The organism is Paenibacillus artemisiicola (assembly GCF_017652985.1).
GTDB classification, from domain to species: Bacteria; Bacillota; Bacilli; order Paenibacillales; family Paenibacillaceae; genus Paenibacillus_Z; species Paenibacillus_Z artemisiicola.
The window spans coordinates 1-21,795 of sequence record NZ_JAGGDJ010000012.1 but is presented as its reverse complement, the minus strand read 5'-3'; the positions used below and the strand labels follow the sequence as shown (position 1 = coordinate 21,795).

Sequence of the window (21,795 nt, the reverse complement as noted above, 5' to 3'; positions counted from 1 at the left end):
TCGGAAGCGTTCAGCTTCTGACGCCTAGTACGCTTGGGAGGAAAATACCATGAACGTTTTGGTAAAATTGCGCCATGTTTCATTGATTTCTTTGATGGTCGTTCTGCTGGGCATCCGTGCCTTTCCGGCGCACGCTGCCGTTCCCGTGAGCGTGGAGACAGCTTGGAATGAAATTACGATAACCATTTCACTTACAGAGAAAGAGAAATATGCCGGCGTGGAGATGTCCGTCGAACTTTCGGATGGCTTGATGTATCTCAGCCATGAAATGGATCCTAGCTTTACGGGTTTGTATCAGTATAATGGCACTCGTCACCTTATCGGGGGCATGACGACCAAAGGGAAGAACGTTTTCTCCGGCAAACTCAAAGTTTGTGAGGTGAAATTACGTTATACGGGTAATGCAAGCGAGACCATATCCATCACCCCGGCCTTGACCCGTTATGACAGCGCAGGCAAGCCCGTATCCACACCGAAAAAGGTACAGACGGTTAAGATCTCCCGCCCAGGAGTTGAATCAGGCAGCAGCGTCTCCAGTGGTTCGAGCACTAACACCGGTAGTCCAATTATCCTCAATGAGGACAATCCGAACCTGGAGGTCTCGATCGATGCAGACGATCTCTCCACTTCTTCTGCCGCCTTCACAGACATCGGCGGACATTGGGCGGAAAGCTATATTCGTTCGTTAGCGGATCTGAATTACGTATCCGGTGTCGGAAACGGTAAGTTCAGTCCGAACGCGGTCCTCACCCGAGCACAATTTGTACAAATGCTCTACAATGCGTTTGGTGGTGGTGCTCAGTTAGGAGGCAGCGTAACTTTTAAAGACGCCGTACCGGGTCAATGGTACAGCAATGCCATTGCTTGGGCGAAGGTAAATAACATCGTGGGCGGTTACAATGACAAACAGTTTGGTCCGAACGATCCGATTATGCGTCAGGATATTACGGTCATTACGGAGCGACTGGCTAAAGCGTATAAAATAGACCTGAAGCCAAGTAAGCAGTCAACCGCTTTCGCGGATGATCGATTAATAGCCAGCTATGCCAAGGAATCTGTGTACGCCATGCAAAAAGCATCTTTAATTGCCGGCAAGGGAACTAATCTGTTCGATCCGCTTGGCAACGCCACCCGTGCAGAGGCCGCGAAGATGCTCTACGTGGTTCTGGATAAAGCCGGCAAGATCGACCCGGCATATAGAATGCAACCTTAACGGTTCTAAGGGAGTCGAAGCTTGTTAATTGATTGCAAGGTAGGTGCAAGGGACGGACGATTCCATGGTGAATCGTCTGTTCTTTTGCATGCGAACGAGGATTTATTCTCATTTATCCCGTTAGCCCCTATGCTACAATGGTAACCATATTGGGTTCTTCATGCCCATCAGGGGGTGCAAGTTTGTCGGCATTGCGAAGATATTGGGAGACGCGCACGTTCAAGAAGAAAATGATCCTGACGTTCTTGCCACTTGTGCTTTTTCCGATGCTTTTCCTAACGGTATTATCAAGTTGGATTTACAGCAATCAAATCACGAAGAGCATGGAGAGTAATGTGAGCAACACGGTCCAGTTGGTCAACAGTCATTTGGACACTTACCTGGACGAGCTCACCCGTTTATCCGTGCTCCCTTACTACAACAGCCAGATTTTAAACATTATGCAGGAAACAGGCACCATCAGTGATTCGGACTTCAAACAAATTGAAAGCCTGCTGACCCAGGCCATCCGAAATCCCCGGGAGGATTTGCAAAGCGTCTCCATCTACCGAAGGGACGGGCAGGTGTTCTCCAGCTCCATCTATAACGCGGACATCAACTACGCCTATGATTTTAAGAATTCGCTCTGGTATAAGAAAGCAATCGCAGCGAACGGTAAGGTTGTCTTTACCGGCAAGATCAACGATTCGCGGATTGCAAACCGACCTGAACCGGCGTTCTCGGTCGTCCGGGCGATAAAGATTTATAACGGACCGATACTTGGAGTCATTATCATCGACGTGAATTTTACCGGGCTTGAGAGCATCTTTAAGCGTGTAGATCTAGGTAAAACTTCAAATATTATCGTGCTGGACGATCAGCAGCAGATCATCTACAGTAAGAACGGCCGCTACGTTCAGCTTCAGCCAAGATTGGCAACCTTGACTGACCAAGTGCAAGACATGAAGGTCGGCAACGAAACCTTAATCGTCAACCATATCGATTCGGCCAACACAGGGTGGAAAATCGTGGGGATTGTATCCGAAGCCGAGATAAGGAAAGGAACGGCAATTCTCTATAAATCGATTCTTACGGTATCGGCCATTTTATTCCTCGTCATCGTCATCGTATCTGTGTTGTTCTCCGATACGATTACGAAACCATTGAAAGCGCTTCGATTGTTAATGGGGAAAGTGGAGAAGGGCGTCTTCAACGTTTCTTATCAGGCGTTGAACGGTAACATGGAGATCAGCTTGGTTGGACGGGCGTTTAATAAAATGAACCAGAAAATCGACGAACTGATCAATCAGGTGCTGGAAAGTCGTTTTAAGCAGAAGGAAGCGGAACTGAACACGCTCAAGCTGCAAATCCGCCCGCATTTTCTATTCAATAACCTGGAGGCGATTCGGGCATTAGCGGAAATCGGAGATCGCGAGGGAATCGTGGAGATCACTTCGGCACTCGGGGGCATGCTGCGCTATAGTTTGAACAAACAAGACTCGAAGGTAGCGCTAATCGACGAGATCCACCAGATTCAGAACTATTTGCGAATCGAGCAGATCCGATCGGGAGATGCGCTTGTCGTCAAATACGACATCGACGAGGCGCTTCTTACGTGCATCACGATTCCGATTCTGTTACAGCCTGTCGTCGAGAATTGCATCCATCACGGCTTCGATCAGGCTGTCGGGACCAAGTTGATCCGGATTGCAGTCAAGCCGTACGAGAAAGGCATTCGGATCACGGTGGCGGACAACGGGATGGGAATGGTTTCGGGCGAACTGACGAAACTCCTTGCATACTTGACGGACGAGACAAACGAGCTGACGTTCAGCGCATCCGGAATCGGATTAAAGAACCTGCATGCCCGGATTCAGTTGGAGTATGGGATATCGTTTGGATTAACGCTGGAAAGCGAGGGCGGAGCGGGCATGACAGTTCATATCCGAATCCCGCGCGTCGAATTTCGTCCGCATTCATAAATAGACTTGGAGAGGTGAATTAAAATGCTGCGTTTATTTATTGTCGATGACGAATGGCTGATTCGAAAAGGCATCGTGCGTATGGTGGAGCGATTAAGCACCGAGTGGAAAATTGAAGAAGCATCGAACGGATTAGACGCGGTCGAACGGATCAAGCAAGCCGCGTTTGATTTGATCTTTTGCGATATCAAGATGCCCGGACGAGATGGCATCGAAACGCTGGACGAGCTAACTAGGCAGGGGTACCGAATCCCTGTCGTTTTCTTGACCGGATATGACGAATTTGCATTGATGCAAAGCGCACTTCGCTTGAGGGCGTACGATTATTTACTAAAGCCGGTTCATGATAATGACATCCTCGCCGTGTTCACGAATTTCAAGAAGGACTTCTTGAGCATCACCATGCGTTCCGATTCGCAGCATGCAAAGCTTCAACAATTCGAATTCCACCTGTTAAACGCGCTGGAATCCTTCGATGCCGAGCGGGTTGCAGGCGCTATCGAAGAGGGGCAGGCTTCGTTCGGCGGATGCATGACCATGACAGCGTACGTGGACGAGATCCGCCGCATTGCGAATCACTTCTTCAGCAAGCACCGGATTCACGGCTTTGACAAGGATGTGCTACTGACCTCGAACGACGTGAGTAATTTATCTGCGATCCAGCATGCGATCCGCATCCGGTTCACGCTTATCAAGGGTGTGGAAGAGAAGGAAACCAACAATTTAAAAATCATTCGATTGGTAAAGGACTATATCAAGACACATTTGCAGCATCCGCTGACGCTCGCGGAGGTCGCGGATTATGTGCATTTCAATCCAACCTACTTCAGCGAATACTTCAAAGAAAAGAGCGGTGAGACGTTCATTCATTACGTGACTCGCATGAAGATCGAACAAGCCAAAACCATGCTGGCGGATCCTACCGTCAAGATTACGTATGTCTCCGAATATCTAGGATACAAGGATCCAAGGTCCTTCAGTAAAATGTTTAAAATCTTCCTCGGTATGACGCCGACGGAATATCGGAACCTCCAGACTTAACCGCTAAACGAATACTTAGTCATGGCCTTCCCGAAATGCGGAGGGCTGTTTGTCCTTGTGATGCTGGGAGCAAGTGCCGAAGAATAGTTCCTTTTTCCGAATGTTAAACCGTTTTCAAAGACTCTGGCCACCGATAAAATGAAGCATAGATGGTCGCGACATCGAATCTATCGACGGGGGTTTACCAGCATGAAACGAAATAAATATTTGCTGCTGCTAGGCGCGCTTGTTACCGTTATGAGCACTGGTGTCTTGACCGCGTGTTCGTCGAATGACCCCGGCCAAGCTTCTGCTACGAATTCGACAGACGCCGATACTGGCGCTGACACCAACAACGGCACCGATACCAATACCGCTTCCGATAAGCCCGTCACTATCAATTATTTCGACTGGACCGACGAGCAGCCTTACATGGATCAAATATTAAGCGCTTTCCAGCAGAAATACCCGAACATCAAAGTCAATGCCAGCTACGTGCCGAGCAGCGACTATATCCAGAAGATCCTCGTGAATCTGTCGACTGGCGGCGGCGACATGGACGTATTCGCCACGCAATCCACTTCCAATCTTGCGGAATACGTATCCAAGCAGGTGCTCGAGCCGTTGGACGACATTACGAGTTCGCCAGATCTTGCCGGGATTAGCGAGCCGATCGGGCAGCTCAAATTTGACGACCATATTTTTGGTCTTCCGTACCGGACAAGCAAATGGATGCTCTATTATAACAAGGATCTGTTCGATAAAGCAGGCCTCACCTATCCGGATGCCTCTTGGACATGGGACCAATATGCGGATACTGCCAAAAAACTGACAAGTGGAAGCGGGCAAAACAAAACATACGGCTCCATGAGCTATCAGTCCGACAATACCTGGTGGCGAGTGCTGGCGAACATTGAAGGTGCGAATAATCCGTTAAACCCTGAGGAGCTGCCGAAATTCAAACAGGTCATGGAATATTACTTCAATCTGACCTACACGGATGGAGCGCAGCAGCCGTTCGGAGAGCTCGTCGGCAACGCGGGTGCCGATTACGCGGGACGATTCCTGCAAGGAAACACTGCCATGATGTGGAACGGCGACTGGGCCGTTCAGCAGTTGAACGACGCTATCCAGCAAAAGGGCGTGAAGCTGAACTACGACATAGCTCCGCTTCCGCACTGGAAAGATTCAGAGCCGGCCACGACAGGCTCCTTCGCCGTTGTCATGGTGAACAAGGAAACGGAAAACATGGATGCGTCAAAGAAGCTTGCGACATTCATTGCTTCCGAGGAAGCGGCAAAAATCATTGCTGGCAACGGACTGCTGACGCCATGGAGCTCGGATGCTGTGAAGCAGGCCTTTCTAACCAAAGTGACGACGCCGGAGCATGCGGGCATTTTCTCCGACAATACCAAGGTCTTGAGCCAAGTGCCGATGGATCCACTGTACAACCAAGGCATGAACATCATGAAGGAAGAGTCCTCCCTGTATTTGCTGAAGAAGCAATCGTTGGATAAAACCATGCAGAACATCGAGGACCGTATCAAGAAAGAAGTCAAGTAGCTGCGCAGATTCCCTGCCCGGCCGCGGGCAGGGAGCTTTGCTGTTTACTACGCCGCAACCTTGCGGGGAAGAGAGGGAAGTCATGCTCCGCTTCAAACACTACATGATCGCGTATTTGTTCCTGGCACCGAGTCTGGTCGGCTTGCTCGTGTTTGTTTTATACCCGATTCTCGATTCGCTTTATTTGAGCTTTACGAAGTGGGACGGTCTGACGCCGATTAAATTCATCGGTCTTGACAACTACCGGGATCTGCTGACGGACGACACCTTCGGCATTTCGCTGCGAAACAATATCTACTATACGGCAGTCACCGTACCGCTGACCGTCGTTATTTCCATCCTGCTCGCGCTCGTGATGAACGTGAAGGTGCGGGGGATCAAAGCGTTCCGCGTCCTCTATTTCTTTCCGAATATTACGGCTTCCATCGCTGTCGGCATTATTTGGGCCGCGATGTTCACGCAGTATGGGCCGATTAATACGATTTTGCGTCTTTTCGGCGTCAGTGATCCGCCGATTTGGCTTGCTTCAACCTCGCTCGCGCTGCCGGCTGTTATGATGGTCAGCATTTGGAAAAGCGTCGGATACAGTGCCGTTATTCTATTTGCCGGTCTGCAGGGCGTGCCCCGCCAGCTGTACGAAGCCGCCGAGCTCGACGGAGCAAATCGGTTCAAGCAGTTTCTGCATGTGACGCTCCCGGGGTTGTCGCCGGTTATTTTCTTCTGCACGGTGACCGGGATTATTGGATCGTTCCAGGTCTTCGATACCGTCATGGCGATGACGCAAGGCGGCCCGGGAAGATCGACGAACGTGCTCGTCTACTATATTTACAACACGGCCTTCCAGAACTACCGCTTCGGATCTGCCTCGGCTATGTCCTATGTCTTGTTCATAATTATCCTGATCCTGACGCTGATTCAACTGAGAGTCCAGAAGCGTTGGGTCACCTACTGATGAAAGGAGCGCCATATCGTGGAGTTGTCAGCGAGCAATCAATCCAAATCGGCCGGTCTCGGCACGAAGCAGGTCCTTCGGAACGGGTGGACGTATCTCTTGCTTCTGCTTGTATGCGTCATTACCGTCCTGCCCTTTGTATGGATGCTGTCAGGCTCGCTCAAAAACCAGGCGACCATCTTCCAGCATTCCATGCAGCTTATACCCGCGAAGCCGTTGTGGTCGAATTATAGCGACGTATGGAAGAAGATCCCCTTCGGGACGTTCTATTGGAACACGATCAAAATATCGGTCCTGTCGACAGCCGGATCACTCATATCCGCATCTCTTGCGGCGTATGCCTTCGCAAAGCTGAAATTTCCGGGGAGCAATAAATTGTTTATGCTCTATCTGGCGACGATGATGATCCCGGGGCAAGCGATTATGATTCCGCAATTCAGAATCCTGAATAACCTGCACCTGGTCAATACGCATTGGGCGTTGATTCTGCTCCATTTGTTCAGCCCGTACGGCGTCTTTCTGCTACGGCAATTTTTCGTTCAACTGCCGCATGACCTGAACGAGTCCGCTCGTATCGACGGCTGCTCGGAATTCGGGATCTTCTTCCGGATCGTGCTGCCTCTGGCGAAACCGGCGCTCGTGACGCTGGGTATATTCAGCCTACTCGGCTCGTGGAACGATTTTCTCCAGCCTTTAATCTACTTGAGCAAAGAAAAGCTGTACACGATTCAAATGGGCATTCGCTATTTTCAGCAGGTGAATGGGGCGGATTATCCGCTGATTTTGGCGGCGACGACCATGTCCCTGGTGCCGATCATCCTGATCTATTTGTTCGCACAGCGCTATTTCATCGAAGGCATCGCCGTAACGGGCACCAAAGGCTAAGCGTAGAAAGGAAGTTGTAACTCGTGAATCAGAAACGATTGTTTAACGACGGCTGGGAATTTGCCAAAAGCGGTCTGGACACCGATACTTGCGCGGGGCTCACCTTCGAACCGGTGGATCTTCCCCATGATTGGCTCATCTACGATACGTTGAATCTCTACGAGAACAGCATCGGCTGGTACCGCAGGCAATATGAGCGCGCGAACGACGCGAACCGGGTGCTGTTAAGCTTCGACGGCGTGTATATGGATTCTACGCTTTACGTGAACGGCCAATGGATCGGGGAATGGAAATACGGGTATTCCTCGTTCGAGCATGACATCACGGATGCACTTGCTATAGGCGGCAATGAAATTTTGCTAAAGGTCGTGCACCACAGCCCAAACAGCCGCTGGTACTCGGGCGCAGGCATCTATCGGAATGTCTGGCTGAAGACAAGGGCGCGCAGCCATATTACAACGGACGGCATCTACATCGTCACGAGCCGGGAAGAGGATCGTTGGCGGATCGAAATCGAGACCGAAATAAATCTGGTCGAAGACGCACGGCTAACCCATACGATTCTGTACAAGGACAAGACGGTAGCCGTCGTTAGCGGGCTGATTGCGGCGGAACATGAGCCAGTTATTCATGATCGGCAGACGCTGCAGATTGATAATCCGCAGGTTTGGAATACGGAGGAACCGCATTTGTACCGAGTCATAACCGAGCTGCAATTGGTCGCTACGGAAGAACGGACCGGAAATCGGGAATTGGAAGTTATTGAGACCGTCGAGACGCGAATCGGGTTCAGGGAGATCGAGCTTACCCCTGATGATGGCTTCCGCTTGAACGGCCGGCGGATGAAGCTGAACGGCGTCTGCGAGCATCATGATCTCGGCGCGCTCGGAGCGGCGTTTAACAAGGAGGCGGTGCGTCGACGGTTTCGGATCTTAAAGGACATGGGCGCCAATGCAATCCGCACGGCCCATAACATGCCCGCGCCGGAGCTGATGGAGCTGGCGGACGAGATGGGGCTGCTCGTCGTCTCGGAAGCCTTCGACATGTGGGAGCGGCCGAAGACCCGCTTTGATTATGCGCGCTTCTTCCGGGACTGGGGGCGGCTCGACGTACGAAGCTGGGTGAAGCGAGACCGCAATCATCCGAGTCTGCTGATGTGGAGCATCGGAAACGAGATTTACGATACCCATGCCGACGAGAAAGGGCAGGAGCTCACGCGCATGCTGATGGACGAAGTTCGTAAACATGATCCGCTCGGCAACGCCGTGGTGACGATTGGCTCGAATTACATGCCGTGGGAGAATGCGCAGCGCTGCGCGAACATCGTGAAGGTCGCCGGCTATAATTACGCCGAGAAATATTACGCCGATCATCATGCGGAGCATCCGGATTGGATTATCTACGGCAGCGAGACCGCTTCCGTCGTCCAAAGCCGGGGAATTTACCATTTTCCGTTCGAAAAGTCCCTCCTGGCCGACGATGATGAGCAGTGCTCCGCGCTCGGCAACAGTGCGACGAGCTGGGGGGCCAAGTCGGCGGAGGCCTGCATACTCGCAGAGCGCGACGCGCCGTTTTCGCTCGGTCAATTTATCTGGACCGGCTTCGACTATATCGGCGAACCGACGCCGTACCATACAAAAAATTCGTATTTTGGTCAGATCGACACTGCTACGTTTAAGAAGGATTCCTACTATATCTATCAGTCGGCTTGGACGGATTACAAAACGAATCCGATGGTTCATATTTTCCCGTACTGGGACTTCAATCCGGGCCAGATGATCGACGTTCGCGTATGCTCGAACGCACCGAGGATCGAATTGTTTTGTAATGGCGTCTCAGTCGGAGTCCTCGATATCGACCATGCGCATGGTACGCAGCTGGTCGGCTGGTGGAAGCTTCCGTACGTAGCGGGGGAATTAAAGGCGCTTGCGTACGATGAAAACGGACTTGTCATTGCAAGCGAGGTGAAGCAATCCTTCGGTGACGCGAGGGCCTTACGGCTACAGGCGGACAAGGATACGCTCCGGGCCGACGGTACCGACTTGATCTTCGTGGAGATCGGTATGGCGGATGAAGAGGGCCATCCCGTAGAGAATGCCAACAATCGCGTCCACGTCGAAGTGACGGGAGCCGGTCGGCTCCTCGGTCTCGATAACGGAGACAGCACCGATTACGATCCGTATAAGGGCGTCAGCCGGCGCTTGTTCAGCGGCAAACTGATGGCGATCATTGGGGCAAAGACGGTGCCCGGCAAGATTCGGATCGAGGTTTCCTCCGAAGGCATGAAGAGCCGGTCGGCGGAATTTGAGTCACTTCCGGTCGGCGCGGAAGCCTTAAAGGGGATCGCAGCCACCACGGGCAACCGTTCGCTGCCGGGTAACATGACCAGTCTGCGGGAGATTCCGCTGCGCAAGATGGAGCTCCTTTGCACGGACGGGCAGATGTTCGATGCAGCGCGAAGAGAGGTGACGGTGCACGCGAAGCTGTATCCTGCGGATACGTCGTATCCGGACGTGGAATGGCGCGTCGTCAATGAAACCGGCATTACGTCCAATATCGCGACAGTCGAAGCGAACGATCTCGAAGCTAAGATCACCGCGCTTGGCGACGGCGAATTCCGTGTTCGCTGCATGAGCAAGAACGGCACGGATAAGACGAAGCTCATTTCCCAGCTGGAATTTAAAGCGGTCGGGCTCGGCACGGCGTATAAGGACCCGTACGGATTTGTCTCCGCAGGCTTGTATGATTACAGCAAAGGAGAGGTCGGCAACGGCAACGAAAGAGGCGTAGCAACGAGCAGGGACGGCGAAACCCAGGTGGGCTTCCGCGATCTCGACTTCGGCTCATACGGATCGGACAGCATCACCATCCCGATCTTCGCGCTGAACAGCGAGCCGTACGAGATGCAGATATGGGAAGGCATGCCCGGCGAAGCAGGCAGCGTGCTGCTTGCTGACGTGATCTATCAGAAGGATTCCAAGTGGAATGTGTACCAGGAAGCGACGTATAAGCTGTCCAAACGGCTGCACGGCATCACGTCGATTTGTTTCGTTCTGCATAAGAAGGTGCATATCAAAGGGTTTACGTTCGAATCCGGGAACAGAGCCTACGGGCGCATCAACGCCGCGGAATGCGACGGCATATACGGCGATACGTTCAGGATCGCGGAGCATGCCGTGGAAGGGATCGGTAACAATGTATCCCTTGTCTTCAGCGATATGGATTTTGTATCTGGCGGGACGATGAAGCTCGTCCTTAAGGGTCATTCGCCAATTGCTTGCAATTCGATCCAAATCCGGTTCCTGGGCCAGGAGGGTGAAAGCGTGCAGCTAATCGAATTCACACAATCCGCGGGCTATGAAGAGCGCGTCTTTGAGCTGGTGCCCGTCACCGGTCTGCAAACTGTCACCTTCGTCTTCCTGCCGGGGAGTCAATTCGATTTTGGCTGGTTCCAATTTGAAAAATGAGGCGAAGCGACATTCTTATTAAAAGTGGGCGAGACTGAATATGAAAATGGTATTCCGTTGGTTCGGCGAAGGCAACGATACCGTGACGTTGAAGCAAATCAAACAGATCCCGGGCGTGGAGGGGATTGTCTGGGCGCTACATGACGTGCCGGCGGGCGAAGAATGGCCGATGGCTAAGATTTTGGAGGTCAAGCAAGCAGCCGATAGGATCGGTTTGCACACGAAAGTCGTTGAGAGCGTAAACATTCACGAAGATATCAAGCTCGGATTGCCGAGTCGCGACCGATATCTCGACAATTACAAGAAGACGATCGCCAAATTGGCGCAGGTCGGCGTAAAGGTTATCTGCTATAATTTTATGCCCGTCTTCGACTGGGTCCGTACCGAGTTGCACAAGGAAATGGAAGACGGGTCCACTGCTTTATTCTATGAACATCAAAAGGCGGCCGAGATGGATCCATCGGAACAAGCAGAACGAATCAACGCGAACCAAAACTTCACGATGCCTGGATGGGAGCCAGAGCGTATGGCTCGCTTGACCGAATTGTTCGCGGCGTATCAAGGCATTACGGAAGAGCAGCTTTGGTCGAACGCCGGCTATTTTCTGAATGAGATCATTCCGTTCGCAGCCCAACACGACATCGTCATGGTCATACATCCGGATGATCCGCCATGGCCGATCTTCGGATTGCCGCGATTAATAACGAATCAAGCGAACATCCGGCGCTACCTAGACCTGTTTGACAGTCCCTATAACGGACTTACGATGTGCAGCGGGTCACTCGGGGCTAACCCGGCCAACGACATCGTCGCAATCGTGAATGAATTTGCAGATCGGATTCCGTTCGCGCATATCCGAAATGTGCGCGTGTACGAGAACGGCGATTTTATCGAAACCTCGCATCGAACGTGCGACGGAACTGTCGATATTGCCGGCATTGTCGATGCGTTGGCGCGTAATGGCTTTGAGGGCTTCTGCCGTCCGGATCACGGCCGGCATATTTGGGGCGAACAGTGCAGACCGGGGTACGGGCTCTATGATCGCGCGCTTGGCATTATGTACTTATGGGGACTGTGGGATGCATCGAAACGAAGTGAAGGGGAGGTTGCACCGTAATGCCAGAGCTTGCGCGCTTTCCATCATTGAACGGCAAAATCGCCGTGATTACCGGAGGAGCGGGCGTATTATGCCGAGTTATGGCCATGGGGCTCGCCAAACATGGCGCGCGGATTGCGATCTTGAATCGTTCGCTCGATAAAGGACAGGAACTCGCGGACGCGATCCGGCAAACGGGTGGAGACGCGATCGCGATTTCGTGCGATGTGACCTTCGAAGCGAACGTCCGGCATGCGGCCGAGACGATCCTGGAGCTGCTAGGTCCGTGCGATGTGCTGATTAACGGAGCCGGCGGGAACCACTCGAGCGCAAATACGACCAACGAAACGTTCCAGTTAGCGGACCTGTCCGCGCCGCACGTGCAAACCTTCTTCGATTTAAGCGTCACGGGTTTTCGCGACGTGCTCGATTTGAATTTCATCGGCACACTAATTCCGACTCAACTCTTCGCCAAGCAGATGCTTGGTAGACCAGGTACGACGATTATAAATATTTCCTCTATGAGTGCTCCGTCTCCGATGACGAAGGTGCCGGCATACAGTGCGGCCAAAGCGGCGATTGAGAACTTCACGAAGTGGCTAGCGGTGCATTTAGCCGATACCGGCATTCGCGTGAATGCGATTGCACCAGGTTTCTTCCTGACCGCGCAGAACAAGAAGCTGTTGATGAACGAAGACGGCACACTTACCGAACGCTCTGGCAAAATAATCAGTCATACGCCGATGCGCCGCTTTGGAAATCCGGAGGACCTGCTTGGCACGTTATTATGGCTGGCTGACGATACGCTATCAGGTTTCGTCACAGGTTCGACAATCCCTGTTGATGGAGGATTTTTGGCATACAGCGGAGTTTGACCGAACCCTTCATCCGAATTCAAGGAGGATGTCCGTATGAGAATCGCTGCGATGATAGGCACGCCGTTGGTGCGTTCCACGAATCGGGAGTCCCGTCAAAGATGAGTACGGTTCAAGACATCTTGAACAAACTGACGGAACCCGTCGAGCCTCTCGCATCCACGGTGGACGGGTTGGAGTTTGGCGATGCGTCAACGGTCGTCACGGGAATCGTGACCGCGTTCATGGCCACTCAGGAAGTACTTGAACAGGCACTCGCGGTCGGAGCGAATCTAATTATCGCGCATGAGGGAACATTTTACAGCCATCAGAACAAAGGCGTCCCATGGCGCGAGAATCCCGTTTATAGACGAAAACAAGCGCTGATCCAGGAGTCCGGCATAGCGATCTACAGATTTCACGATTATTTGCATCGCTATCAACCTGACGGCATTATGATCGGATTGCTTCAGGAGTTGGGCTGGACTTCTTACAAAATCGAGCATCGGCCGTCCGCATCCATTGTCACAATTCCGACGAATACGGTCCGTGAAGTCGCCAAATGGGTAAAGCGAAAACTAGATATTCCTTATGTTCGCGTTGTCGGGGACATATCCATGCCTTGTAGTCAAATCGGCTTGCTTGCGGGATATAGGGGTGGAGGTACCTTGTCCATTCCTCTGTTCGAGGAAGCGAACTTAGATTTGGTTATTGCCGGAGAAGGCCCGGAATGGGAGACGCCTGAATACGTGCGTGATGCCGTGCATCAGCGCAGACGGAAGGCATTGATTCTGCTTGGGCATGCCTACAGCGAAGAACCCGGCATGAAGCATCTGGCTAAGCGGATTAAAGACGGGTTTCCTGGGGTTCCGGTTCGTTTTATTTCGGGGAAGCATGTCTTTCAAGTGGTTTAACGTAAACGGATCAATTTATATAACAATTACGTTTGCAGGAGGAACCCTATATGAACTCATCTGCATCATTTCATCATTCGGATGCCTATCGGGCATGGCTTGGTTATCGCCGCATAGCCCCGGGGGAGCGGTACAATCAGTACGAATTATACAGCAGTATCGTCATATCGGAACAAGACGATAGGATTCACGCGGCCGCAACCGAACTCTCGCGAGGAATCGAAGGGCTGCTCGGCCAGCCCGCTCCCCTGTCGGATTACCGGAACGGGGACGCCTGTATTGCGCTTGGAACCTTCGGCCATAGCGCTGCGATTGACGAAGTTTTTCAAGACGAAGCGCTTGCGAAGATAGGACCGGAAGGGTATGTTATTCGAACGAACAGCACATTGCGCTGCATTGCGATAGGTGCATCGTCCTCAGCGGGCATCGTCTATGGTGTGTTCCATTTGCTAAGACTGCTTGCCCTAGGCATCGATGTTGAAGCCTTGGATATCGCGGAAAATCCGGTTAACCGGCTGCGGATGATCAATCAATGGGACAATATGGACGGCAGCGTGGAACGGGGATACGCTGGACGGTCGATCTTTTTTGCGGACAACCGGATTACCTGGGACTCGGAGCGCATTCGGGATTACGCGAGATTGCTCGCTTCGTCCGGCGTCAATGCCATCTCCATCAACAACGTGAATGTTCATCGGGTAGAATCCAAGCTCGTGACAACACAATTCTTGCCGGATGTCGCTAAGCTAGCGGACATCTTCCGTCTTTACGGCATCCGATTGTTTCTGAGTGTCAATTACGCCAGCCCGCTTGAAGTTGGCGGACTATCTACGGCTGATCCGCTTGACACCACCGTTCGCGAATGGTGGCGTACCCAGGTAGCTGAGGTATATGCGGCGATTCCCGATTTCGGCGGGTTATTGGTTAAGGCGGATTCAGAAAATCGGCCTGGACCTTTCACGTACGGGCGCGATCATGCGGACGGCTCCAACATGCTTGCCGAAGCCCTCAAGCCATATGGCGGCGTCGTGATTTGGCGTTGTTTCGTATACAACTGCAAGCAGGATTGGCGCGACCGCAAGACGGACCGGGCGCGGGCAGCCTATGATCATTTCAAGCCCCTCGACGGTAAGTTCATGGACAACGTCATTCTGCAGGTGAAGAACGGTCCTATCGATTTTCAGGTGCGGGAGCCGGTATCCCCGCTGTTTGGCGCTATGGAAGCGACAAACCAAATGATCGAATTCCAGATTACGCAGGAGTATACTGGGCAGCAGCGCCATGTCTGTTATCTTGTGCCGCAGTGGAAGGAGGTCCTCGAATTCGATACGCTGATTAAAGGCGATGGTTCAAGCGTCAAGCGCGTCGTCGACGGTTCTTTTCACGGCAACGCGCACAGCGGATTCGCCGCCGTCTCCAATATTGGCGATGACGAGAATTGGACGGGGCATCTGTTGGCGCAAGCCAACTTGTACGGATACGGTCGTCTGGCGTGGAATCCGGAGCTGTCCGCCGAAGCAATCGCCGAAGAATGGATACGCCTGTCTTTCGGCGGCGACGAACAGCTTGTTCATACGATTCGGGATATCCTGATGAGTTCCTGGGGCATTTACGAGTCCTATACGGCACCGCTTGGTATAGGCTTCATGGTAAATCCCGATCATCATTACGGGCCAAACGTGGACGGGTACGAGTATTCGATGTGGGGCACCTATCATTTCGCGGATTGCCACGGCATCGGCGTGGATCGAACGAAAGCGACCGGAACCGGCTACACCGCTCAATATGCCGGCGCGAATATGGAGCAATACGACTCGCCGGCTAACTGTCCCGACGAGCTGCTGTTATTCTTTCATCACGTCCCGTATACTCATCGTCTTCAATCCGGCAAGACGGTAATCCAATCGATTTACGACACCCATTTCGAGGGGGCGGAACGGGCCGAGGGATTGAAAGCGTCGTGGGAACTCCTCGAGGGCAAGATGGATAGGGAGTTGCACCGGCAAGTTGCGGACCGTCTCGCGGAACAGGCCACGCATGCGAGAGAATGGCGCGACCAGATTAATACATATTTCTATCGTAAAAGCGGGATAGTTGATCAAGCAGGAAGGCTCATCTATTAACTCAACATCAATCGGAAAGCGTAGCGAAATAAAGGAATTATGGAGTACGTAGGGTGTATTCCAGAAGGGTGCCGTCGGCAGATCTTATGCACTAATGGAAAATACTGCGAATCCATTCTTGTTAGAGGACAAAAATTTATATGCAGCCGGGGTTTATTCTACTCTTGGCACGATACGAGTTAGGCAACAGTGTTATGTATTTGCAGCCTACTCAGATTAATGAAAATATACATGAATGAGCCTCGCATATATTGCGGGGCTTATTAAATATTGCAGCTCGTTTTTTCAGTAAGAGCAAGTGTTCTTTTACTCGTTATTTTCCTATGCAGGGAAACTGATTTTTTTAGCATCATGCAAACAATAACGGCTCGCGCCGTTACAGAAAAAGAATCAGGCGCTGATCGCTCGAAGTACGATTAACCTGGTTGTCATGATCGACAGCTGTAGCAGGGAGAACACGCTGAGTAGGAAATGTAAAAGAAAAGTAAGTTAATTCGCATATAATCCTCTAGATTGATGAAAGGGGAGACTTCATTTTGTGGAACTTGAGGAGAAAAACGACATTTCAAGCATTATGTCCAATATGCTGCCAGGTTAAATGGATAACCGCGTTCCCCAGCGAATTCAATCAGAATGTTTATCCTGTTTACGTTTGTTTGGACTGTACGGAAGAAATTGTAGAGAAATGGAATTCGGTTCGTAAGCTTCATTGCTTTAGCTATTTAAAGTACAATCAGAGGACGATGGCGATTCCAATCGACGCCAACAAATAGAACGTTGTAAGGATTCAAGGCTTAGGCGAAAAGCACAAGAAAAATGCCTGCCGGTTCAATAAGTGGCTACCGGTCGGAGCGTATCATACGCGATCTAGGGGGAGCTTGAGTATAGTGTAATAGTGTTTGGGCTAAACTAATAGGAGGTATAAAATCTCCTTTGTTATTGAGGCTAAATTTTATGAGTAATGATCAGTTGCATGAGATTCAACAAAAAGCCGCACAATTCGAATTGAATAGATGGTTATTAAGTGGAGTTTTTACCTGGCAGTGGTGGTTTTTGTTTGCGGGTTTCATAATTCCGTGGATAATACTTTTCAAATTTATTGATCGTAAAAGAGCAGCGCCAATTTGGTTTTTTGGACTTCTGGTGCTAATAATTACTTCCTTTACAGACGATCTTGGTGCAGAAATTGGGATGTGGGTTTATCCTATAAAACTACTACCATACTCTCTAATTTCTTTTCCTTTTGATTTTTCTTTAGTTCCTGTTGCACAAATGTTGATTTATCAATATTGCAAAACATGGAAGATCTTCCTGTTTGCATTATTGATACAAGCGGGTATTTTTGCAGCTGTTGGAGAGCCATTTTCAATATGGGCTGAAACTATTACTTATTACGGATGGAATTACGCCTATTCATTTCTTTTTTATATCTTCACGGGTACATTATCAAGAGCATTCGTTAGTTACTGGATTAATGGAAGAAGTCGCTCATAACTGAGGGACTTCCTTTTGTTTGTTCAAAAACCAATCCAATTTAAGGGAGAAGGCAATTTCGACTCTATGAGGACTTCATTCGGACAATGTTCTTATCAACCGGCATTCGGTCGGTAGCGCTAGCTGTCTAACGATACAATTATCAAACATATAAACGTCGGGACATTAGAGCCCTTCATCGTTAGTAGTATAGCGCGCCCGCTATGTAGGTTATGCCATATTGGGCCAGTAATGCCGAATGGATTTAAGCATGGACGACGGCTTCACTAGGACATCGGTGCAATAGCTTGATCCTGAGGCATCCTATAGCTGGAGACGCTGGAGCTGGAAGTGGCCTTTCTTTAAATTCGGTACGTATTCTATTATGGAAGCAGTCGATCCATCCGGAAAAACGCAGCCTAAAGTAGTCAAATGGAATGTAAATGGTTTTGAAAACAACTCCATGCCCCATATTCATGTGTAAATTGAATAAATCCTGATTAGCGATGAGCTTGATGGTCGTTACTCCTGATGTATCAGTTCGACCCTATAAGTCGTCACAATAAAGATTGACATCGAGCGGATTTAAAACTACAATAAATGCAATTAGTTTTTGAATAGGCGATGGAGTTCGCCATAACCGTCGTAAGGCTAATGACTCCTACCAGTGAATTACTGCTGGTAGGAGTCTGTTTTTTTTGTCTAATTTTTAATGCCTAGAGAGGATGCACGTAAAGAAATGGTACGAATTAAACTGCTTTTGAAGAGGAGCATGCAGCAAACCATGATTTTTGCTGTAAGTACAACCTTTTTTAAATGGCTGCTGCTAGGAAGTGCCGTCGGTATCTTGTCTGGAACCGCTTCTGCATTCTTTCTTATAAGTCTGGATTATGTGACCGATCAGCGCAATCTTCATCCATGGTTATTGTTCGGACTCCCACTTGGCGGGGCTTTCGTCAGCTACTTGTACATGAAGCTTGGGAAAAACAGCGCTAAAGGAAATAATCTTATTTTAGAGCAAATTCATGAAGGCAACGATACGATTCCACTACGAATGGCCCCGTTTTGTTTTATTCGGAACATTAGTTACGCATCTTTTGGGCGGGTCAGCGGGCCGCGAAGGGACTGCCATACAGATGGGAGGCAGCTTGGCTGAAACGCTGGGGCGCACGCTAAGAGTCAACGCCAAGGATCGAAAAATGCTTCTGATATGCGGAATCAGCGGCGGCTTCGGTTCGATATTCGGAACCCCGATTGCTGGAGCTGTGTTTGGGTTGGAAGTGCTCACGATAGGATTAATTTCCTACGAAGCTTTGATCCCGGCATTTATAGCCAGTATGGTTGGGAATCTGGTAACGACTTCGTTCTGGGGTGTGCAACATATTCATTTCCATGTAAACGCCGTACCTGATTTCTCATTAGGCGTTGCAACCAAAGTTGTTCTGGCATCCATAATCTTCGGTTTAATAAGCTTGGTTTTCAGTGAATTAACGCATTTTCTGAAAAAGATGTATGCCAAGATTTTTAAAAGCCCGATGCTAAAATCAGCCTGCGGAAGTCTACTTATTATCGGCTTGGTCTATGCTGTAGGCACACGCGAATATTTGGGTTTAAGCGTTCCGTTAATACAGAGTTCATTTGATGGGGAGATTACGATGTTAGCTTTTTTGTGGAAGCTAATTTTCACTTCGCTTACGCTCGGGGCCGGTTTTCAAGGCGGAGAAGTCACTCCGTTGTTTGGAATCGGCGCTACCCTAGGACATACTTTGGCGGGTGTTTTAGGCTTGCATGCCCCCTTCTTGGCATCGCTTGGTTTTATTGCGGTCTTTTGCGGAGCGACGAGTACGCCGATTGCATGCTTCATCATGGGCATAGAGCTGTTCGGGGCGGAGGGGGCCGAATACTTGTTTATTGCCAGTATTGTCAGTTACTTGGCCTCCGGACATACTGGGATCTATACATCACAGAAAATAGCAATATCCAAAGTGCAATCTGTACAAGTTCCCGAAGGCGCCACGCTGATGACGGTTAAAGAACTTAAAACGCGCGCGAGCGAACGTCAGAAGGATAATGGAAGTTGAAAGGTCTGCCATTTTAACGAATCAGTCTGTTATACTTAATGATGGTTATGGAACGACGAAAGGAGAGGAACTGGTTGTTGAATCCGATTGCGTTTTCAATTGGGACGTTATCTGTCCATTGGTACGGCATTATTATTGGATGTGGGGCCATGCTCGGTCTATGGCTTGCGATAAGAGAGGGGAGACGTTTTAACCTTCCAGCGGATTTTTTTATGGATCTCGTATTAATTGGTCTTCCATCTGCTTTAGTAGGCGCAAGGCTCTATTATGTTGCGTTCGAATGGCGTAGCTATAAAAACACGCCGCTTGAAATCGTAGCGATTTGGCATGGAGGTATAGCAATATATGGCGCTTTGATTGGTGCTATCATCGCAGCTGTCATCTATACGAAACGAAAAGGTTACAGCTTCTGGCGAATCGTAGATATTTGTGCGCCTGGGCTTATAACGGGGCAGATGATTGGCCGATGGGGAAACTTCATGAACCAGGAAGCTCATGGAGGACCTGTGACCGAAAGCTTCCTTCGAAATACACTTCATTTACCGAATTGGCTCGTTAATCAGATGCACATACAGGGCGTTTATTACCATCCCACATTCCTATATGAGTCTTTGTGGAGTTTTACAGGGCTTATCCTATTAATCATCGTCAGGCGAGTACCGGGATTGCGATCTGGTGAGTTGTTTATGGGCTATCTAAGCTGGTACTCGCTTGGCCGTTTCTTTGTTGAGGGTGTCCGTACCGATAGCCTGGCATTTACTGGCCCTAACTGGCTGGCCGTGACTATTAAAACCTTGTGGACCCCAATGCATTTCTTTGGTTGGGGGGCGTTGGAGGCTGGGAAAAATATTCGCGTTTCACAGTTGCTTGCGCTTGCGGTCGTAGCAGCAGCGGTCTTGTTGATTGCATACCGTAGAATGAGGTTAACGGTTCCGAACTATACAGATCCTATTACAGAAAAGATACCTTCGGCGATGCCGCTTGGCAGCCCGAAAACGTAATCGACGATCGCGCGTTTGGCGATCTGGGACAGCGCCGGCTGCAACATCTCGCGCCTGACGCTACGTCGAACGTCTGGCCAGGAACGTTGAGCCCACCGGCAGCGCATCGCTGACGACGATGTTCGCGGCGTTGGCGGCGGTGCCGGTGTTGCTGACGGTGACGGTATAGATGATCTGGTCACCGATATCGACCGTACGAATGGATTCAACTACGAAATTTACGACAATGCGGGGAGTGACCAAGGAGGATCTACTACAGGTTGCTAAGTACATTGAGGCGAAGCAAAATTGATCGTTTCAATAAAATGAATGTAAACAACAACAAAGCCTATTTGTGTCAGGTGACAAGAACAGCCGCGATAATCGTGGCACTTTGTTTTTATGGGATAAAGTTCTTGTCACTGAACTAACGGGAGGATAGATAGATCATGACACGACGGCAGTTCAGTCTGAACTGCACCCCGTCAAGTAGACAGTACAAATAAATAAAGTCAATTAGGCGGCCTTAGTCCTGTACTCCATCGGACTGAGGCCGTTTAGTTTTGCTTGTAATCGTTCATGGTTGTAGAAGTGGATGTAAGCTTGAATATCTATCAAGCTCTTCAAAAGTAGGGTATGTGTGCAAATAATACTTCTCACATTTGAGAGTCCCCCAGAAAGATTCCATTGGACCATTATCGATGCACCGCCCTACACGAGACATGCTCTGGATCATGTTACTGTCATCCAAGAGCTTCTTAAAGCCCAAGGAAGTGTATTGGTAGCCTCGGTCACTATGAAGCATGGGGCTGCTTCCAGGAGCAGCTTGCAAGGCCTGCTTCAACGTTTGGAATACAAGGGGGTTGTTATTGGAACGCCCTACTACATAGGAGACAATGGATTTATCATGAAGATCGAGAATAGCGCTCAAATAAGCTTTCTGACCATTGCCGTACTTAAATTCCGTTACATCAGTGAGCCACTTTTCATTCGGAGCAGCAGCATGGAATTTACGGTTTAGCAGGTTCTCTGCCACTTGCTGCGGCGTGGCGTTCGCATACTTCTTTTTCTTTCTCCGAATAACAAACTGGATCCCCATTACCTTCATTAACCGTTCAACGCGCTTATGGTTGATGGTTTTTCCGGTTTGCTTACGCATATGCAGGGTCAGTTGACGGTATCCAAATGTACGTTCCACTTTCTCATAGATCGT

16 protein-coding genes, 2 pseudogenes and 1 riboswitch are annotated in these 21,795 nt (G+C 50.1%); of the genes and pseudogenes, 16 read left to right on the top strand and 2 right to left on the bottom strand.

Annotated elements, in window-relative coordinates:
• Nucleotides 1-49 precede the first annotated feature (49 nt).
• The 16 genes and pseudogenes from I8J29_RS16115 to lgt all read left to right on the top strand — a co-directional run bounded on the left by I8J29_RS16115 (nt 50) and on the right by lgt (nt 20,603).
• Complete coding sequence (locus tag I8J29_RS16115) at nt 50-1,213, top strand: S-layer homology domain-containing protein (protein ID WP_208848571.1); 1,164 nt, start codon at nt 50-52, stop codon at nt 1,211-1,213.
• Between the two features lie 182 nt (nt 1,214-1,395).
• A complete protein-coding gene (locus I8J29_RS16110) occupies nt 1,396-3,174 on the top strand; it encodes a cache domain-containing sensor histidine kinase (protein WP_208848570.1) in 1,779 nt (592 codons plus the stop codon).
• A 24-nt stretch (nt 3,175-3,198) separates the two neighbouring features.
• Nucleotides 3,199-4,215 carry a response regulator transcription factor gene (locus I8J29_RS16105; protein ID WP_208848569.1) on the top strand — a complete coding sequence of 339 codons (1,017 nt, stop codon included), beginning with the start codon at nt 3,199-3,201 and terminating at the stop codon, nt 4,213-4,215.
• 189 nt (nt 4,216-4,404) lie between these two features.
• The gene (locus I8J29_RS16100) at nt 4,405-5,757 is read left to right on the top strand and encodes an ABC transporter substrate-binding protein (RefSeq protein ID WP_208848568.1); all 1,353 of its coding nucleotides are present in this window, start codon (nt 4,405-4,407) and stop codon (nt 5,755-5,757) included.
• Between the two features lie 82 nt (nt 5,758-5,839).
• A complete protein-coding gene (locus I8J29_RS16095) occupies nt 5,840-6,709 on the top strand; it encodes a carbohydrate ABC transporter permease (RefSeq protein ID WP_208848567.1) in 870 nt (289 codons plus the stop codon).
• Nucleotides 6,710-6,727: 18 nt separating this feature from the next.
• Complete coding sequence (locus tag I8J29_RS16090) at nt 6,728-7,594, top strand: carbohydrate ABC transporter permease (protein ID WP_338113183.1); 867 nt, start codon at nt 6,728-6,730, stop codon at nt 7,592-7,594.
• Between the two features lie 23 nt (nt 7,595-7,617).
• The gene (locus I8J29_RS16085) at nt 7,618-11,061 is read left to right on the top strand and encodes a glycoside hydrolase family 2 TIM barrel-domain containing protein (RefSeq protein ID WP_208848566.1); all 3,444 of its coding nucleotides are present in this window, start codon (nt 7,618-7,620) and stop codon (nt 11,059-11,061) included.
• Between the two features lie 40 nt (nt 11,062-11,101).
• Complete coding sequence (gene uxuA / locus I8J29_RS16080; RefSeq protein ID WP_208848565.1) at nt 11,102-12,178, top strand: mannonate dehydratase; 1,077 nt, start codon at nt 11,102-11,104, stop codon at nt 12,176-12,178.
• A complete protein-coding gene (locus I8J29_RS16075) occupies nt 12,178-13,032 on the top strand; it encodes an SDR family oxidoreductase (protein WP_208848564.1) in 855 nt (284 codons plus the stop codon). Before uxuA ends, I8J29_RS16075 begins: the two co-directional genes overlap by 1 nt.
• A gap of 101 nt (nt 13,033-13,133) precedes the next feature.
• On the top strand, nt 13,134-13,925 hold the full coding sequence (locus tag I8J29_RS16070) for a Nif3-like dinuclear metal center hexameric protein (RefSeq protein ID WP_208848563.1): 792 nt from the start codon (nt 13,134-13,136) through the stop codon (nt 13,923-13,925).
• 50 nt (nt 13,926-13,975) lie between these two features.
• A complete protein-coding gene (locus I8J29_RS16065; protein WP_208848562.1) occupies nt 13,976-16,048 on the top strand; it encodes an alpha-glucuronidase family glycosyl hydrolase in 2,073 nt (690 codons plus the stop codon).
• A gap of 954 nt (nt 16,049-17,002) precedes the next feature.
• On the top strand, nt 17,003-17,542 hold the full coding sequence (locus tag I8J29_RS16060) for a CBO0543 family protein (RefSeq protein WP_208848561.1): 540 nt from the start codon (nt 17,003-17,005) through the stop codon (nt 17,540-17,542).
• A 307-nt stretch (nt 17,543-17,849) separates the two neighbouring features.
• Nucleotides 17,850-18,005, top strand: a pseudogene (locus I8J29_RS34650) (hypothetical protein); the annotation flags it as partial.
• Between the two features lie 127 nt (nt 18,006-18,132).
• Nucleotides 18,133-18,192: riboswitch (Fluoride riboswitch) on the top strand.
• 101 nt (nt 18,193-18,293) lie between these two features.
• Nucleotides 18,294-18,677, top strand: coding sequence for a voltage-gated chloride channel family protein (locus tag I8J29_RS34645; protein WP_420831128.1), 384 nt, complete (start codon nt 18,294-18,296; stop codon nt 18,675-18,677).
• On the top strand, nt 18,619-19,602 hold the full coding sequence (locus I8J29_RS16050) for a chloride channel protein (RefSeq protein WP_420831127.1): 984 nt from the start codon (nt 18,619-18,621) through the stop codon (nt 19,600-19,602). Before I8J29_RS34645 ends, I8J29_RS16050 begins: the two co-directional genes overlap by 59 nt.
• A 74-nt stretch (nt 19,603-19,676) precedes the next feature.
• Nucleotides 19,677-20,603, top strand: coding sequence for a prolipoprotein diacylglyceryl transferase (gene lgt / locus I8J29_RS16045; protein WP_240546240.1), 927 nt, complete (start codon nt 19,677-19,679; stop codon nt 20,601-20,603).
• A gap of 60 nt (nt 20,604-20,663) precedes the next feature.
• On the opposite strand, the gene I8J29_RS16040 is transcribed toward lgt, so the two are convergent.
• Together I8J29_RS16040 and I8J29_RS16030 are read right to left on the bottom strand one after the other, a co-directional pair.
• Nucleotides 20,664-20,846, bottom strand: coding sequence for a DUF11 domain-containing protein (locus I8J29_RS16040; RefSeq protein WP_208848559.1), 183 nt, complete (start codon nt 20,844-20,846; stop codon nt 20,664-20,666).
• A 252-nt stretch (nt 20,847-21,098) separates the two neighbouring features.
• Nucleotides 21,099-21,795, bottom strand: a pseudogene (locus tag I8J29_RS16030) (IS3 family transposase); the annotation flags it as partial.